Raw genomic sequence first — 16,119 nt, forward strand, 5'->3', positions numbered from 1 at the left:
CTACCCCTCGGGCTGCCACAGTTCGAGCCGTGGAATGTCCGGCGGCTCGAATCCCAGAACCTGCCCGTAGAAGGAGAGTTCGGCGTTACGGGAGCTGATCAGGGTGGCCAGCTTCCGGAATCCGTGCGACTCCCCCTCGTATTCGAGGTAGGCGTGCGGGATGCCCTTCTCCACGAGCGCATCCCGGAACCGTTCCGCCTGCGACGGCGGCACGATCGGATCGTCGAGCCCCTGCAGCAGCAGCACCGGGCAGTTCAGCCCGGCGACGTTGTTCAGCGGCGCCCGCTCGGCGTAGAGGTCGGCGGCCTCCGGCAGCGGGCCGATCAGACCGTCGATGTACCGGGACTCGAAGTCGTGTGTCTCCTTCACGAAACCGTCGAGTTCGGCGACACCGAAGTAGGAGGCACCGCAGGCGAACACGTCCGACGTCGTCAGTGCGGCGAGCACGGTCCAGCCGCCGGCGGATCCGCCTTCGATCGCCAGCCGGCGGGGGTCCGCCATCCCGGCCTCGGCCAGACCGGTCACGGCGGTCACCACGTCCTCGACGTCGACGACCCCCCACTGGCCCCGCAGCCGGTTGCGGTATTCGCGTCCGTACCCGGTGGATCCGCCGTAATTCACGTCGACGACACCGATGCCGCGGCTGGTGAAGAACGCGAACACGGGATTGAGCGACGGCGCGACCCGCGACGTCGGCCCCCCGTGCACGAACGCCACGTACGGCGGCAGTTCGCCGTCCTCGCCCCGGTACCGCGGGTGCCGCGGCGGGTAGGCGATCGCGTGGACTTCGCGTTCGGCGCCCTGGAACGTCAACTGCCGGGCTTCGGGGAGGTACGCCGCCTCGGGCAGTTCGGTGACGGACAGCCTGACGGTGCGGAGTTCACCGGTGTCGAGGTCGAGTTCGCGCAGGCCCGCCGGGGTCTGGGCGCCGCCGGTGAGCAGCAGGATCCGGTTGCCGTTGCGATCCCCGAGCCCGATGCTGGTGAGCCCGTCCAGCGGGATGTCCACCAGCGAACCGCCGGCCGGATCGAGCACGGCGAGGGTGTCGGTGCCGAATGTGCGCACGGTCAGCAGCGTGCCGTCGTCGCGGCGGGTGTGCCAGCGGCCGCCGAGCATCCACAGGGCACCGCCGAAGTCGGCGTCCATCGGGCACAACGCCACCGGCGCGGGGTCGTCGATGCCCACCCGGTACAGATTCCACCAGCCGCTGCGGTCGCTGATCGTGTACAGCTCGGTGGGCCCGACCCATTCCGGTTGCAGCACCGATTCCTCGGTACCGCCGAGCAGTGTCCGCACCTTCCCGTTGACGCGGCCGCCCTCGACGGGCACGACCCTGAGCTCGGTGCCGTCCCACGGCATCTGGGGGTGATCCCAGGCGATCCACGCGAGGTGCCTGCGGTCCGGGGACAGCCGCGGATTGGCCAGGAAATCCGAGCCGGCGACGACGGACCGCACCCGATGCGGGTCGTCCGCCGCCGACCCGTCCAGCGGAACGACGCAGATGTCGCGGGAGACGCCGCCCTCGGTGTCGTGCGTTTCGCGGACCGCCCACACCTCGCCGTCGACCACCGACAGGTCGCCGTAGCGCAGCGAGCAGGGCTGCGGCGGCTCCGGTGTCAGCGGCACCGGGGTCCCGCCTTCCAGCAGGTACAGGCGCTGGTCGCTGAACTCGGCGAACACGAGGCGGCCGGCGTCGGTGACGGTCCAGCCGCCGCCGCCGTACTCGTGGACGCGGGTGCGGGCGTTCCACGGCGCGGGCAGAATGTCTTCCGGTTCGTCGTCGAGGCCGAGGCGCCGCACCGCGACCCGCCCGCCTTCGCTGGGTCGCAGTTCCGACCACCACACGTCGTCGCCCACGTACCGGCCACCCTCGACGGGGTGGCCGCTGGAGGCGAGGTCCGCCGCCGCGATCGGAGAGGGCCAGGAACCGTAGGGCGCAGAGGTCATCCGCCGAGGATATTCCGCCGCCCGCTACTCCGCAGGCAGCCACGCGCCGTGAAGGCCCGCCGGAACCCGAATCGGCAGCCGCACCTTCCCGATCGGACCCGACCCGGGGTCGTCGGCGGGCAGCACGAAGAACCAGGACGTCAGGTCGCTGCGATCGGTGCCGATCATCCCCCAGTACTCGTGCTCGGCGCCGGGCATGAAGATCGGTTCGCCCACCGACACACTGCCCGGGTCCCAGTGCGTCTCGGTGCCGCGGGCGGTGTCGAAGAACCACAGCGATTCCTGCCGTCCCTGACTGCGGTCGAGTTTGCCGACCGTCGCCACGGTGCGGTGCCCTCGGGTCAGTTCCCGGTCGTCGACCCGTGGGAACTCGACGTCGCGGTCGCACACCACTTCTCGCGCCACCCGCCCACTGCCGGGGTCGACGACGGCGCGGACCAGTGAGCCCAGCGACGGCGCCGGAGCCTTCGCGAACCCACCGGGATAGGTCCACTCCACGTAGTCGACGCTCACCCTCCCGTCGGGCAGATCGAAGGCGTTCGCGAAGTGCCACACCCAGTACGCGTCGTGCGTCGTCCACCGCACCGGACCGCCGTCGCGGGGAATCAGCGCGATCCGCGTGCCGTCCTCCGGCCGCCAGTCCAGCACGGACCCGCCGGTCAGCACCGCGGCGATGTCGAACACCAGCGGGCACAGCATCAGCACGATGTACCGCTCGGTGAGCGCCATGTCGTGAATCATCAGCGGCGTGTCCACGCCCTCGACCGCCGTCGGAGTCCGCGCCACCGAACCGTCCCGGTTCACCACCGACCACGTCAGATACGGGGGCTCCAACATGTAGTTGAACAGGACCATCTGCCCGGTGACCGGGTCGATCTTGGGGTGCGCGGTGCTGCCCACGCTCATGGCGCCGTCGCAGTTGTCCCGCCCCAGCGTGCTCAGGTCGGCCGGGTCGAGGCGGAACGGCAGCGTGGTCTCGGCCATCGCGAGGAGTCGCCCGCCGTGCCGGACGATGTTGATGTCGGGCAGTTCCCGCGACGTTCCCGCCAGTTCGGGCCCCACCTCGTCCTCGGTCGGGGTGTAGAGGTCGGTGACCCCGGCCCAGATGACGTGTCCGGCCTTCTCTTCCGCCTTCACCATGGGGGTGCGGACGAATCGGTTGGTGTACCGGGCGGCGCCGTCGGCCAATTCGACCCGGTGGACCATGCCGTCGCCGTCGAGCGGATACACGTAGGTTCCGATCGGGTCGAACCGCGGATTGGGACCGTTGCGCAGATACGCGCCGTGCAGATCGGCGGGCAGTTCGCCGATCACCTCGAGATCCCGGACGTCAACCTCCTCCCGCTGCGGCTCGAACACTCCGACGAGGTGGCTGTGGTGCGCGATGTCGACGGGGCCGGGACGGCGGGTTACCGGTGCTGCCATGTGGGTCTATCCCTCCGGGCGCGGTGAACACGACCCCCTCTCGAGGGTACGACGGGCGCCTGCGCGGGCGGCGTGTTTCGACGACACGACGACGGTCCGATACCCACCAGTAGAAATCGGGTTGCCCGGGAGTGGGAGAATGACCGTCGTGAGCAACCCAGACCACGGCCACCACCGCATGCCGCATCGCAAGCTGGAGCAGTCCACCAAGCTCCAGAACGTGCTCTACGAGATTCGTGGACCGGTACATGCCCACGCCGCCCGGCTGGAGGCGGAGGGACACCGGATCCTCAAGCTCAACATCGGCAACCCCGCGCCGTTCGGTTTCGACGCGCCCGACGTGATCATGCGCGACATGATCGCCGCGCTCCCGTACGCGCAGGGGTACTCCGAGTCCAAGGGCATCCTGTCGGCGCGCCGCGCGATCGTCACCCGCTACGAACTGGTCGCCGGGTTCCCCGAACTCGACGTCGACGACATCTACCTGGGCAACGGCGTGTCCGAGCTCATCACGATGACGATGCAGGCACTCCTCGACAACGGCGACGAGGTGCTGATCCCGGCGCCGGACTACCCGCTGTGGACGGCGATGACGAGCCTCGCCGGCGGCACCCCGGTGCACTACCTGTGCGACGAGGGCAACGACTGGAACCCCGACATCGCGGACATCGAGTCCAAGATCACCGACAAGACCAAGGCCCTGCTCGTCATCAACCCGAACAATCCGACGGGTGCGGTGTACTCGATGGAGGTGCTGCAGCAGCTCGTCGACCTGGCGCGCAAGCATCAGCTGCTGCTTCTCGCGGACGAGATCTACGACAAGATCCTCTACGACGACGCCAAGCACATCTCGCTGGCGACGCTGGCCCCGGATCTGCTGTGCCTGACGTTCAACGGCCTGTCGAAGGCGTACCGCGTCGCGGGTTACCGGTCCGGCTGGGTGGCCATCACCGGCCCGAAGGAGCACGCCGCCGGCTTCCTCGAGGGACTCGATCTGCTGGCGTCGACGCGTCTGTGCCCGAACGTGCCCGGTCAGCACGCCATCCAGGTGGCGCTCGGCGGGCACCAGAGCATCGAGGACCTGATCCTGCCGGGCGGCCGGCTGCTCGAGCAGCGTGACGTCGCGTGGGAACGCCTCAACATGATCCCCGGCGTCTCGTGTGTGAAGCCGAAGGGCGCGCTGTACGCGTTCCCGCGTCTGGACCCGAACGTCTACGAGATCTACGACGACGAGAAGCTGGTCCAGGACCTGCTGCTGCAGGAGAAGATCCTGATGGTGCAGGGCACCGGTTTCAACTGGCCGGACCACGACCACCTCCGGATCGTGACGCTGCCGTGGGCGCGGGATCTCGCTGTCGCCATCGAGCGGTTCGGTAATTTCCTCACCAGCTACAAGCAGTAGGATCGAGACACAGCAAGCGACACGCGCGTCGCTTGCGTGTCTCCTGGGGGAAAATAATGGTCACCAGCACCCGCGCGCGTTTCGGACAATTCGTCCATCGGCGACGGCGTCTGCTGAACCTCACACAGGACCAGGTCACGGCCGCCGGTGGCCCGTCCGACGCAGCTCAGACGCGCGCCGAGAACGGGACCGGCCCGGATCCGAGCATCGAGACGCTCCGCAAACTGGACGTCGCGCTGCGGTGGGCGCCGGGCAGCGCTGCCCGCACCCTCGACGGCGGTCACCCGACCCCACTCGAGGCGCTCGACGGGGACGAGCGGGCGCCGTCGTCACGTCCGCTGACGCTCGGACCGTCGGAGATTCCGCTGGATCTGGACACGATCATCGAGATCCTGGGGCCGCACACCCAGCTCACGAGGCTGAGCGTGGCACACCCCGAGGTCCCGGGGCTGGTCGAGGCGGCGGGTGAACTGAGCCGTGTGGTCTCGAAGATCACCGGCGCCTACGTGACACGGTTGCTGGAAGTCAACGGAGGCCCCGCCGGACCCCGCCAGCCGCTGGTGGAGTTCGCGTTCGGTCACCTGCTGGAGGAGCCGTCGACCGTTACCGACCCCCGCGAACTCGAGGAGGCGCGGTATCGCCGCTTCCTCTACGGCCGGGGGGAGGATCTCGACGCGGCCACCCGGGAGCGTTTCTGGCGTCGATGGGAGGACGCGGTGAAACTCGTCGCCACCGACGATCCTGAACGCAGCGGAGACGCGGAGGTGACCGCATGAACGGGGTGCCGTTGTCGGTGCGGGTCAACCGCCTGTTCTCCCTCGCCCACGATCTCGACGGTCCCGAACCGGACGAGGACACGGTCGCCGCGGGGGTGTCACGGATCCTCGGGCGCCCCGTCGCGCCGTCCGAGATCGAGTCGCTGCGCACGAACGATCACGAGCCTCCCGACCCCGACGTCCTGCGGGCGGTCGCGCAGCACTTCCACGCCCCCGAGCAGTACCTCGCGGCCGACGGCTACCACGACTACGACACCCTGGTCCGGTTCAAGATCGCGGTCCGCGACGCCGGGGTGCAGCACCTGTCGATGCGATCCCTCGACGCGAACGCGGAGCCGACCACCGCCGAGATGGAATCGCTGATCCCACTTCTGGAGAATCTACGGCGGAGCCACGGCCCGCTGCCGGTCGCGTCGCCGGACCGCCGTCAGACCTGAGCGGGGACGCGCGCCGACGGGTCCTCGGGCCCGCCGAACTGCGGGAGGCGCCGCGCCCACAGCGCGGCCGCCATCTGCTCGCCGTCCTTCCAGTGGTCGGCGAGCCGCGCCAGTTCCCACGGTTCGCCGCCGACGTCGGTCGCGAACCGGTGCGTCGTCCCGCCGGTGCCGTGCGCCCGGTGGCCGGCGCTGCGGGCCAGGCAGGCGAGGTGCAGTCGCGCCGCCGTGACCACGGGCGGTGCGATGCCGGTGTGGTCGCCGAGTTCGAACACGACGTGCCGGTCGAGGATCATGATCGCGTCGCGGATCTCGACGCTCATCCGGTCCAGGCGGCCGCGGACGGACAGCGCCCGGCGGTCGGCCGGACGCAGTTCCAGGACCACTTCCGGGACCGCGCCCGTCAGGGTCCGCCACATCGGCTGCAGCCGGCGAATGACCCGCCGCGACCGCCACCGGTGACCGACCGCCCGGATCACCGGTCCCGCCGAGATGATGGCGCCCGCCGACACGACGAGCACGCGGATGAACGCCCCCGAGTCGCTGTGCGATTCGGTCAGGGCGTTGTCTTCGCTGACGGCGTTGACCACCCCGGTCGTCATGACGACACCCATGTCGAACACCTCGAACAGCGACAGCGCGATGACGGCGAGAAACACCCGGCGCTCGCGTCCCGGTGTCGCGCTGCGCACAGCTTTCAGTGAGATCCACAGGTTGAGCACGGCGACGGCGAGGATCGGGACGGCGTACGTGATGCAGTAGGCCGCGAAGAGCCAGCCGCCCTCGTCCGCGATGGCGACGCCCCGCGACCGCGCCGGGGCACTCAGGGCGATGAGGGTCGCCCCCGCGACGAGGCACACCGACAGCGACACGACGTGGATGTATGGCAGACGCGCCGGGCCGAGCGCCCACGCGGAGAAGAGACTGATCAGCGACGCCGCGGTGAGGATGATGCAGACGTTGCTGAGGGTGTTCGCGAAGCCGTGCCCGAACCAGAGGTCGAGCCAGTGCTGCGCCGGCGACCGCTGGAGGACCAGGGAGAGCGAGGCGAAGACGAGGGCGGCGTTCATCCGGCGTTCGGCGACGGTCGACCGGACCAGGGCCACGCGCAGGAGCGTGGTCCCCCAGACGACGGCGAGCAGCGGCCAGCTCACGTAGGTGGGCGGTTCGTACACGGCGTCAGAACGTTCCGAGCATCCGCGACGCCCGGGCGTCACCGGCAGTGACGCCGCTCGTCGTCACGCGGCGACCGGCCATGATCAGGGTGGCGAGCAGTTCCGCCTCGTATTCCTGATCGTTCGAATAGTTGGATCGGCCGAGCATCTTGACCACACCTGTCGTGTCGACCGACGGCGCGGCCGCCGACAGCACCGTCGAGTCGACGGACGTGTCTCCGACGGCGTCGCGGTCGTGGCCGAGTTCCATGTGCGCCAGTTCGTGGCAGATGATGTGGGTGGCGTGGACGTCCGACATCCCTGTCGCGTAGAGGATCACGTCGTCGTCGGCCCGTGCGAGCCAGAGTCCGGAATGTCCGCCCTGGACCAGGGCGTGCGAGACGGGGACCAGGTGGATCGGGCGGCCCCGGCGGGCTGCGACGCTGCCGATCAGCTGATCCCTGTTCCAGGGCACGGGAATACCCATCTCCGCCACGATCCGGCGAAGATGGTTGCTGGGTCGTCGCGACGGCCGCGAGATTCGCACTGGAACACCTCCGAACGGCAATAATCCTAAGCCGTCGGCGTTCGAGGTCACGACATGTGGGCGATTTCACCTACCCGGTTGACGAATACCCCTCATGTGTCGGTAGATTGGCAACCGGCACCTCGAGTGCCGCGAGCACCTGTCGCCCCTCCCCCCCTGTGGGCGCCAGGTTGGTGGCGGGGTCAACCCCCCCTGTACCCCGCCACCCAGCTCGGCACTTCTCTCCACGCAGTGGCTTGTCGCCCGCGGAACACACCCCTCGTTCGGAGTTCCGGACCACCTTGCGTGAAGCTCGGCGTTCGCTGCAGATTAACTGCTGCGTGCCATGTTCCGATATCTAATCACACCGGCGACATATAAGCGACACGAGAGCAATACGCATCGGACAGCTCGGCAACACCGGCACCGCACGCCACTTCCGTCACAGCGTTCCCGGTCCCCTTCCGGCTACCCTGTCGTGCGTGCGGAGACAATCCCCCCAGCAGCCGACGCGAAGCGGACGATGAGCGAATTCCACGGACACGGCCACGGACATGGACACGGCCACAGCGACGGACCGGCCCCGATGGGACCCGTCGCCGCCAAGGTGGTCGTCGGACTCCTCGTCGCCATCGGCGTCGCGGTACTCATCGGCGCCATCGCGTTGTGGCCCGGCAAGCCGAGCGTCGACGTCGAGCAGCCGTTTCAGAGCGCCCAGGGCGGTGCTGTCGTCACGGAGTCGGGCACGGTCACGATGCAGAACATCGGCGACTGCGGTAGTCCGTCGGCCGGGCGCGCGTTCACCGGCGCACCGCTGCCCCCGCCCGCGGGTGCCTACGAGTGCCAGCGCAGCATCGTCGACATCGAGTCCGGTCCCAACTCCGGCACCCAGACGCTGCTCGAGATCATCCCGGGCCCCGGCCAGCCCGACCTCCGGGTGGGCGAGCACATCCGGCTCTCCCGCCAGACGGACGTGAACGGCACGACGGAGTACTCGTTCGAGGACTACGCCCGCGGTCTGCCCGTCACGCTCATCGCACTCGCGTTCGCCGCCGTCGTGATCGCGGTCGCGCGGTGGCGCGGGTTCCGGGCGCTCGTCGGCATCGTCGTCTCTTTCGGCGTGCTCGTCCTGTTCACGCTCCCGGCCCTGCTGGACGGGCAACCGGCGATCCCGGTGGCGCTCGTCTCCGGCGCCGTCATCCTGTATGCCGTGCTGTATCTCGCGCACGGCGTCTCGCTGCGCACCAGTTCGGCGTTGCTGGGCACGCTCGCGTCGATGGCCCTGGCGGCCGTCCTCTCCTGGGCCACCATCGAGATGACCCGCCTGACCGGGCTGTCCGAGGAACAGAACACCAACGTCCAGACGTACATCCAGCACGTCAGCATCACCGGGCTGCTGCTGGCCGGTTTCATCATCGGCTCGCTGGGTGTGCTCAACGACGTCACCATCACGCAGGCGGCGTCGGCATTCGAACTGGCCTCGCTCGACCCGGACGCATCGAGGCGGCAGATCTTCGGTTCCGCGATGCGCGTCGGCCGCGATCACATCGCCAGCACCGTGTACACCCTCGTCCTGGCGTATGCCGGCGGGGCGCTGCCGCTGCTGTTGCTGTTCAGTGTGGCGGGCCGGTCGATCCAGGACGTGCTGCTCAGCGACGCCGTGGCCATCGAGATCGTGCGGTCGGCGGTCGGCGGCATCGCGTTGGCGCTGTCGGTGCCGCTGACCACCGCGATCGCCGTGATGCTGGCGCGCCCGATCGGCGCAGGGCCCAGCGGCGCGGCGCCCGCGGTCAGGCCGTCACGGGGTGGCCGTCACTCCAAATAGCGGGCGGACCGCTAGCTGAAGAGCCCGACCTCCCGAAGCACGATGAAGATGATGGCGATGACCATCAGCGCGTAGACGGTCAGCATCGTCACCTTGGCCGCATGTTCGCTGGTGGGCGGGAACATCTTCAGGATCGGCTTCGTGTACGCCACGAGCCGACGTGTCTCTGCCGGCGCGGCCGCCGAAGACGGGGAAACGTTGGGAGTGCTGTGGAACTCCGCGGGATTTGCAGTCACTGCACACATCCTCTCTACGCCGGAACCATTCCCATGGTAGGCCCGCGGAGCGGGGCACGGCACCTCGAATCGGCAGCCGGGCCGCGGCGACGTCTAGGTTCCGGGGAGCCTGGGCAGTTCGGGGAGTTCGGGCAGCTGGAACGGCGGCAGTTGGATCTGCGGCAGACCGGGAAATATCGGTGCGGGCGGAGGCGGCGGCGGTGCGGGTTCCGCCTCGGGAATCCGGATCTGCGACGCCGTCTGCACGGGCGCCTCGACGGTCTCGGACGTCGGCGGCGGCGCGGGCGTCGTCGGTGACGGTGTGGCCATCTCGGTGACGACCGGCGGATTGGCGGTGAGTTGCGTGGTCGCCGGCTGCGACGACCCCTCGGTGCGCGACAGCAGGTTCTTGCCGTATCCGAGACCGAGTCCGATCACCGCCACCACGGCGAGCGCGGTGCCCGCCAGCGCGGCGCCCCGGATCTGGATCTTGGCGACCTGCTGGCTCGGCGGCGGCGCCGCGGCGCTCAGCCACGACGGGGTACTCGACGGCGCACCGCTGCGCGCGACGACTGCGGTCGGGGCGTGCCGGTAGGCGTCCGCCTCGAACTCGGCGCGAGGCGTGTATTGCGGCGGCGGGAGGACGCGGGCAACTTCGGCGGCGGGCGGCACCACCTGCTGGGCGAGCAGCGCAGCACCTTGTGCCGCAACGAGTTCGGGATGATCGGGAACGATGACCGGCAATCCGAGCCACGACTCCAGCACCGTGCGCACAAGTGGAATGCGCGCACCGCCACCGGTGAGCACCACGGCGTCCGGGGTTCGTCCGGACCGCGTGATCACGTCGCGGGCGAGGCGCGCCGACGATTCGACGGTGACACCGATGAGCGAGTCGAAGACGTCACGCGACAACAGCAGCAGGCCGCCGTCGCCGGGGACGGCGACGGCGCCACCGGTGGACAGCCGCTCCTTCGCCTCACGACAGCGGAGGTCGAGCGCCAGGCTGGCGGCCGCGTCGTGGGGCGCCTCGATGCGGTTGTTCTCCAACTGGTTGGCCCGGACCATCCGGTCGAAGACGTCGCCGCTCACCGTGTCGGTGCGGACCGTCTCGACCACCTCACCCGTCGCCCGGTCGACGACGCTCACGGTGAGCCCGGAACTGCCCAGGTCGTAGAACACGAGCGTCGCGTGGTCGCCCAGGGCTCCCGAGACGTCGAGGAATTTCAGCGCGGCCGAGGCCTCGGTGACGAGTTGGTAGTTGACGAGTTGCTGCCGGGCCATCGCCGCCTGGACGGCGCCTGCCTGTGCTTCGTCGCGGTAGGCGACGCCGGTGGCATGCACCTGCCCGGCGTCGGGTGCTCCGGCGAGAACGACGCCGATAGATTCGGCGGCCAGTTCCTCCGGCAGATCCCGGCCTGCGGCGACGACCTGGGCCCGGAAATCGGGGAGGTGCCTGCTTGCGGCGTCGTCACGGTTCACGGAGTCGGGTCGTGCCAAGCGCACAGCGCTCGCACCGACCGACACACCTAGAACCGAACTCATGGGCCGCCCAACTCGACTGTGCACGGGTTCGATCCGGAATCCCCCCACTCCATGGCCCGCAGTCTAGCGAAGCGGTCCGACACGGCAACCGGGCAACCGGTCGGCGGCAGACAACTCAGAAGTTGCTCGCGATGATCACTCCCGCGATGCCCGTCCCCAGCGGCACGAACGTGCACGGCGGCACCACCACGTGGGCGGGATCGAGCGTGTTGAGCACCAGTTGCTGGGAGAACGGGTCGTACGGCAGGTTGAAATGTCCGGTCTGATCGATCGGGCACAGGTCCTGCACGAGGATGTTGGTGGCGCCGGGGTCGCGCAGCGCGACGTTCGTGTACGGCTGGATCACCTCGTCGTAGCGCGTGCCGATCGTGGTGTATTCGGCGCCGGGCACGGTGTCACCGCCCGCGTTGAGGGCGGTGAGGAACGGCGAGCCCTGCACCTGCTCGGCGAGCGCCTCCGAACCGATCGTTTCGATCAGTTCGGTGCCGCCGGGAACGGACGTCACCGCCGTCGCGATCCCGAAGAACGTTCCCCCGTAGGTGGGCGACGCCAGACCGATCCAGTGGTGCACCTTGGATGCTCCGCCGAGCCTGTTGACGTAGTACCGGGCCACCGTCGCGCCCTGCGAGTGCCCGATGAGGTCGACCTCGTCCGCGCCGGTCGTGGACAGCACGTCGTCGACGAACACCTCGAGTTCGGCGGCCCCCTCGGTCATGGTCTGCATCCCGAAGTGTTCGGTGCCCGGTTTCCGTCCGTAGTTGAGGGCGAACACGCAGTAGCCGGCAGCTTTCAGTTTCGGGCTCAGCGCGGCCCAGTTCGAATAGGCACTGCCGTCGCTGCCGTGCACGAGGATCACGGGGCGGGGGTGCGCGGGGTCGGGGTGGCACGAGAAGTCGTTGGCGCCGGGCGGCGCGGAATGCGGATGCTGCTTCGCGTACGCGATCGCGCTGCCGGCGTCGGATTGCGGGGGCCCCGGCAGCGTCGGGACTTCCGCCGCGTGAGCGGGCGCGGCGCCGAGCACGCAGATCAGGGCAGCGAGGACTGCGATCAGGGATCCGTGACGTGCCTTCGACATCGCCCAGCCCTCCGTTGCGATTTGAGCTGACGCTACCGTCCGCCGATGCCACCGGCAGTGGAGATCGTCAAACCCGTTGTCGCGGGGCGTTCCGCACTCTGCGCGAGCTATCCCCTCCCGAGACCGCGGTAGACCCACCCGGCGTCGCGCCAGTCCGCGGCGTCGAGGCAGTTGCGGCCGTCGACCATCACCCGCGCACGCACGACACCGTTCAGATCCTCCGGTTTCAGGGCGGCGAACTCCGCCCACTCCGTGAGCAGCAGGACGGCGTCCGCGTTGTCGCACGCCTCGACCGCCGACGTCGCGTAGTTCAGCGTCGGGAACAGCCTGCGGGAGTTGTCGAGGGCCTTCGGGTCGTAGACGCTGACGACGGCCCCGTGCAACTGCATCATTCCCGCGACGTTGAGTGCCGGGGAGTCGCGGACGTCGTCGGATTCCGGTTTGAACGCCGCGCCGAGGACGGCCACGTTGGCGCCGAGCAGCGACCCTCCGCACGCCTGCGCCGCCAACTCCACCATCCGGGTGCGACGGCGCATGTTGATGCTGTCGACCTCCCGCAGGAAGTGCAGTGCCTGGTTCGCGCCCAGCTCACCGGCCCGGGCCATGAACGCGCGGATGTCCTTGGGCAGGCAGCCGCCGCCGAAGCCGAGACCGGCGTTGAGGAACCGCCTGCCGATCCGCGCGTCGTAGCCGAGGGCGTCGGCGAGTTGGGTGACGTCGGCGCCGGTGGCCTCGCACACCTCGGAGATGGCGTTGATGAAGGAGATCTTCGTGGCGAGGAACGCGTTGGCCGAGACCTTGACCAGTTCCGCGGTGGCGAGGTCGGTGACCAGGAACGGAATGTCCTCGCCGAGCAGGCGGGCATACAGCTCACGCAACTCGGCCTCCGCGCGTCCGGGGCGCAGGCGGTCCACGCCCAGCACCATCCGGTCGGGGTGCAGGGTGTCCTCGACGGCGAAGCCCTCCCGGAGGAACTCCGGGTTCCACGCCACCTCCACGGCCTCCCCCGCCGGCGCGAGCGCGCGGGCCCGCGCACCCAGATCGGCCGCCGTCCCGACGGGAACGGTCGACTTGCCGACGATGACGGCGGGACGGTCGAGCAGCGGCGCGAGGGTGTCGATCACCGAGTGCACGTGCCGCAGGTCCGCGCCGTACTCCCCCTTCTTCTGCGGGGTGCCGACACCGAGGAAGTGGAGGTCCGCGAACTCCGCGGCCTCGCGGTACGACGTGGTGAAGTGCAGTCGGCCGGCGTCGATGTTCCGGCGCAGGACGTCCGCGAGCCCGGGCTCGTAGAACGGGACCTCTCCGGAGGAGAGCTTCGCCACTTTTCCGGGGTCGATGTCGACACCCAGGACGTCGTGACCCAGCTCCGCCATGCAGGCGGCGTGGGTGGCTCCCAGGTATCCGGTTCCAAACACGGTGCAGCGCATGCACCCTTGATAACCAGTGCAGGTGAGCGCGATATTTACCCGGCAGATGTTCGAAGCCAACAGTGCGTGTACGGACGGTGCGGGGCGAGACCCTATGCTTCGCCCATGCATGTTCTCTTCGTCTGCACCGGAAACGTCTGTCGCTCCCCAACGGCCGAGCGCCTCGCAGTGGCATACGCCGAGGAGCTCGGGATCACCGATCTGACCGCCGAAAGCGCAGGTACACGCGCTGCGGTCGGACGCCCGATGGAACCGACGGCCGCGCAAGTCCTCGAAGGGCTCGGTGGCAACCCCACCGAGTTCACCGCGCGGATGCTCACCGCGGATCTCGCGGTGGATGCCGACCTGGTGCTGACGATGACCGAGCGCCAGCGCGAGAAGGTGCTGGCGCTGGCTCCCGAGCAGTTGAAGAAGACGTTCACGCTGAAGGAGGCCGCTCGTCTCGCCGAGGCGGCGGATGCGAAGTCGGTGGCCGACCTGGCTGCGGCGCGTCCCAGACACAAGGCCGACGACACCCCCGAAGACGTGCCGGACCCGATGGGACAGGACGAGGACACGTTCCTGACCATCGGGTCCGAGATCGCCGATCTACTGGGTGTGATCTCGCGGAGCATCCGTCTCTGACCAGGGTTCCTGGTCGTCACGGTAGCGGCGGGTGCGCCTCGGTGTGGGAGGCACCGGTGCGCCCGACTGCTGCTCGTTGCCGTAGTGGTCGGCCGCTCCGTACCACTGCTGACCCTGGTCGCCGTTGTAGGCGCCCTGGTAGGCGGGGGCACCCTGGTAGGCCGGGACTTCCTGCGGATCTCCCCCGTACGGCTGCTGCGGGTACTCGTCGCGCACGTACTGGGCCTGCTGCTGCACCGGCGGTTGCGGTGCCTGCTGCTGGGGTGCCTGCTGCTGGACGGCAGGCTGCGCGGGGACGGCCTGCTGCATCTGCGGCAGCGACTTGTCGGTCTCGTAGTAGTACTTGTACTCGTAGACCCCCCGGCCGCGGCTCGGCGTCATCGTGATGATCGTTCCGAGGATGGTCGCCCCGACGCTCTGCAGGTTGCCCACCGCCCGCGACAGCTGGTCCCGCTTGGTTTCGGCGTGCCGGGCGATCACCAGGGCGCCGTCCGACATCGCGGTGAGCACGGTCGCGTCGGTGACCGGCAGCAGCGGGGACGCGTCGACGATCACGTAGTCGAATCGTCCGCGCAGTTCGGCCAGCGCCTGGCGGGCCGTCTCGGTTCCGAGCAGCTCACTGGGGTTCGGCGGGATCGGCCCGGACGCCAGGACGGTCAGACCCGAGTACTGCGTCGGCTGCAGCACGGCGTCGAGGTCGGCCTTGCCTGCCAGGACGCTGCTGAGCCCAACGGACCCGACGACACCGAGGTACTTCGACACCCGCGGCTTGCGGAGGTCACCTTCGACGAGGCACACGTTCTGGCCGCCTTCCGCCAGCACGAGCGCGATGTTGATCGCGGTGGTGGTCTTGCCCTCGGTGGGCAGCGAACTGGTGACCACGATGACGCGCGGCGGGTTGTCGACCTCGAGGAACTGCAGGTTGGTGCGGAGTTCGCGGTAGGCCTCCGCGCTCGAGGAATTGCCCTCGGCGAAGTTGATGGCCTGCTGCGTCTGCCGCTCCTTGTCGAACGGGATGGTGCCGATCAGTGCCGAACCGGCCAGTTCCTCGACGGTGCGCCGATCCTTGACGGTGTTGTCGAGGCGGTCACGCAGGACGGCGAAGGCGATACCGAGCAGCAGCCCGACCGCCGCGCCCAGCGCGAGGTTGCGGAGCGTCTTGGGCGAGACGGGCGTCGACGGCGTCTGCGCCTGCTGTTCGACGACGACGCGGGCGGCGGGGGCGCCACCCTTCTCCGGGGTTTCGAGCTCTCGGGCCATGACGACGAACTCGTCGGACAGGGCGTTGGCGATGTCGCGGGCGCGTTCCGGCGACGGATCCTGCACCTTGACATCGATGAGCACGGTGTCCGGTGCGGAGCTGGCCTTCACCTGTGAGGCGAGCGCCGCCGCCGTGCCGCCCAGATCGAGCTTGTCGATCGTCCGCTGCGCGAGGGTCTCGCCGGTGAGCAGTTTGGTGTAGGACGTCACCCGCTGCTGCGAGAACAGGTTGCCCTGGTAGACCTCGTTCACCGACGATCCGGCGGACGTCGAGACGAACAACCGGGTCGACGCCTCGTAGATCGGAGTGGTCAGCAACGACGCTCCGAGCGCACCGAGAATCGCGACCACGGTGGTGATCGCGATGATTTTCCAACGTGACTGCAGAATTCGCAGGTAGTCCTGAATTTCCATTATCGAGTCTCTTCCAATTGCGTCGCGCTCAGCGGCGCGATCGAGCTGTCATTCACATCGTTCTGACCCG

At 69.1% G+C, this 16,119-nt stretch carries 14 protein-coding genes; 5 read left to right on the forward strand and 9 right to left on the reverse strand.

The genetic code is table 11. The features are described 5' to 3' along the window. Positions 1 to 1,947, reverse strand: coding sequence for a S9 family peptidase (locus JWS13_RS14250; protein ID WP_206006127.1), 1,947 nt, complete (start codon positions 1,945 to 1,947; stop codon positions 1 to 3). 24 nt (positions 1,948 to 1,971) lie between these two features. Further along, positions 1,972 to 3,372 (reverse strand): carotenoid oxygenase family protein, encoded by a 1,401-nt coding sequence (locus JWS13_RS14255; protein WP_206006129.1) that lies wholly within the window; start codon positions 3,370 to 3,372, stop codon positions 1,972 to 1,974. A gap of 139 nt (positions 3,373 to 3,511) precedes the next feature. Between JWS13_RS14255 and JWS13_RS14260 the strand changes: the two genes are divergently transcribed. Genes JWS13_RS14260 through JWS13_RS14270 form a run of 3 tightly spaced genes read left to right on the forward strand, consistent with a single transcriptional unit; the run spans position 3,512 to position 5,987 of the window. Then, positions 3,512 to 4,774 (forward strand): pyridoxal phosphate-dependent aminotransferase, encoded by a 1,263-nt coding sequence (locus JWS13_RS14260; protein WP_005253480.1) that lies wholly within the window; start codon positions 3,512 to 3,514, stop codon positions 4,772 to 4,774. 56 nt (positions 4,775 to 4,830) lie between these two features. Further along, complete coding sequence (locus tag JWS13_RS14265; protein WP_124395729.1) at positions 4,831 to 5,550, forward strand: helix-turn-helix domain-containing protein; 720 nt, start codon at positions 4,831 to 4,833, stop codon at positions 5,548 to 5,550. Continuing rightward, complete coding sequence (locus JWS13_RS14270; protein ID WP_206006131.1) at positions 5,547 to 5,987, forward strand: hypothetical protein; 441 nt, start codon at positions 5,547 to 5,549, stop codon at positions 5,985 to 5,987. The genes JWS13_RS14265 and JWS13_RS14270 overlap by 4 nt, the downstream gene beginning before the upstream one ends. Here JWS13_RS14270 and JWS13_RS14275 read toward each other — a convergent pair. Next, positions 5,978 to 7,159, reverse strand: a complete 1,182-nt coding sequence (locus JWS13_RS14275) for an MAB_1171c family putative transporter (protein ID WP_206006133.1) — start codon at positions 7,157 to 7,159, stop codon at positions 5,978 to 5,980. The genes JWS13_RS14270 and JWS13_RS14275 overlap by 10 nt on opposite strands. A gap of 4 nt (positions 7,160 to 7,163) precedes the next feature. Next, entirely contained in the window at positions 7,164 to 7,625 is a 462-nt protein-coding gene (locus tag JWS13_RS14280; RefSeq protein ID WP_241032184.1) for a hypothetical protein, read from the reverse strand. 562 nt (positions 7,626 to 8,187) lie between these two features. On the opposite strand from JWS13_RS14280, the gene JWS13_RS14285 reads away from it, so the two are divergent. Further along, complete coding sequence (locus JWS13_RS14285; protein ID WP_206006137.1) at positions 8,188 to 9,489, forward strand: YibE/F family protein; 1,302 nt, start codon at positions 8,188 to 8,190, stop codon at positions 9,487 to 9,489. A gap of 11 nt (positions 9,490 to 9,500) precedes the next feature. Here the strand turns inward: JWS13_RS14285 and JWS13_RS14290 are convergent, their stop codons facing one another. The 4 genes from JWS13_RS14290 to JWS13_RS14305 all read right to left on the reverse strand — a co-directional run bounded on the left by JWS13_RS14290 (position 9,501) and on the right by JWS13_RS14305 (position 13,751). Then, on the reverse strand, positions 9,501 to 9,725 hold the full coding sequence (locus tag JWS13_RS14290; protein WP_206006139.1) for a hypothetical protein: 225 nt from the start codon (positions 9,723 to 9,725) through the stop codon (positions 9,501 to 9,503). A gap of 93 nt (positions 9,726 to 9,818) precedes the next feature. Continuing rightward, positions 9,819 to 11,246, reverse strand: coding sequence for a DUF7159 family protein (locus tag JWS13_RS14295; RefSeq protein ID WP_206006141.1), 1,428 nt, complete (start codon positions 11,244 to 11,246; stop codon positions 9,819 to 9,821). Positions 11,247 to 11,361: 115 nt separating this feature from the next. Beyond that, the gene (locus tag JWS13_RS14300; RefSeq protein WP_206006143.1) at positions 11,362 to 12,321 is read right to left on the reverse strand and encodes an esterase/lipase family protein; all 960 of its coding nucleotides are present in this window, start codon (positions 12,319 to 12,321) and stop codon (positions 11,362 to 11,364) included. 107 nt (positions 12,322 to 12,428) lie between these two features. Then, positions 12,429 to 13,751, reverse strand: coding sequence for a UDP-glucose dehydrogenase family protein (locus JWS13_RS14305; RefSeq protein ID WP_206006145.1), 1,323 nt, complete (start codon positions 13,749 to 13,751; stop codon positions 12,429 to 12,431). 105 nt (positions 13,752 to 13,856) lie between these two features. Between JWS13_RS14305 and JWS13_RS14310 the strand changes: the two genes are divergently transcribed. Then, on the forward strand, positions 13,857 to 14,375 hold the full coding sequence (locus tag JWS13_RS14310; RefSeq protein WP_206006147.1) for an arsenate reductase/protein-tyrosine-phosphatase family protein: 519 nt from the start codon (positions 13,857 to 13,859) through the stop codon (positions 14,373 to 14,375). Here the strand turns inward: JWS13_RS14310 and JWS13_RS14315 are convergent. After that, positions 14,340 to 16,049, reverse strand: coding sequence for a tyrosine-protein kinase domain-containing protein (locus JWS13_RS14315; protein WP_206006149.1), 1,710 nt, complete (start codon positions 16,047 to 16,049; stop codon positions 14,340 to 14,342). The two genes, JWS13_RS14310 and JWS13_RS14315, sit on opposite strands and share 36 nt — an antisense overlap. Positions 16,050 to 16,119 lie beyond the last annotated feature (70 nt).

The organism is Rhodococcus pseudokoreensis (assembly GCF_017068395.1).
In the GTDB taxonomy this organism is placed as follows: Bacteria; Actinomycetota; Actinomycetes; order Mycobacteriales; family Mycobacteriaceae; genus Rhodococcus_F; species Rhodococcus_F pseudokoreensis.

Coding starts and splice junctions, on each gene's coding strand:
- JWS13_RS14265 (WP_124395729.1), top strand. CDS start 4,831: ATGGTCACCAGCACCCGCGCGCGTTTCGGACAATTCGTCCATCGGCGA.
- JWS13_RS14255 (WP_206006129.1), bottom strand. CDS start 3,372: ATGGCAGCACCGGTAACCCGCCGTCCCGGCCCCGTCGACATCGCGCAC.
- JWS13_RS14295 (WP_206006141.1), bottom strand. CDS start 11,246: ATGAGTTCGGTTCTAGGTGTGTCGGTCGGTGCGAGCGCTGTGCGCTTG.
- JWS13_RS14250 (WP_206006127.1), bottom strand. CDS start 1,947: ATGACCTCTGCGCCCTACGGTTCCTGGCCCTCTCCGATCGCGGCGGCG.
- JWS13_RS14280 (WP_241032184.1), bottom strand. CDS start 7,625: ATGGGTATTCCCGTGCCCTGGAACAGGGATCAGCTGATCGGCAGCGTC.
- JWS13_RS14260 (WP_005253480.1), top strand. CDS start 3,512: ATGACCGTCGTGAGCAACCCAGACCACGGCCACCACCGCATGCCGCAT.
- JWS13_RS14285 (WP_206006137.1), top strand. CDS start 8,188: ATGAGCGAATTCCACGGACACGGCCACGGACATGGACACGGCCACAGC.
- JWS13_RS14300 (WP_206006143.1), bottom strand. CDS start 12,321: ATGTCGAAGGCACGTCACGGATCCCTGATCGCAGTCCTCGCTGCCCTG.
- JWS13_RS14270 (WP_206006131.1), top strand. CDS start 5,547: ATGAACGGGGTGCCGTTGTCGGTGCGGGTCAACCGCCTGTTCTCCCTC.
- JWS13_RS14305 (WP_206006145.1), bottom strand. CDS start 13,751: ATGCGCTGCACCGTGTTTGGAACCGGATACCTGGGAGCCACCCACGCC.
- JWS13_RS14315 (WP_206006149.1), bottom strand. CDS start 16,049: ATGGAAATTCAGGACTACCTGCGAATTCTGCAGTCACGTTGGAAAATC.
- JWS13_RS14310 (WP_206006147.1), top strand. CDS start 13,857: ATGCATGTTCTCTTCGTCTGCACCGGAAACGTCTGTCGCTCCCCAACG.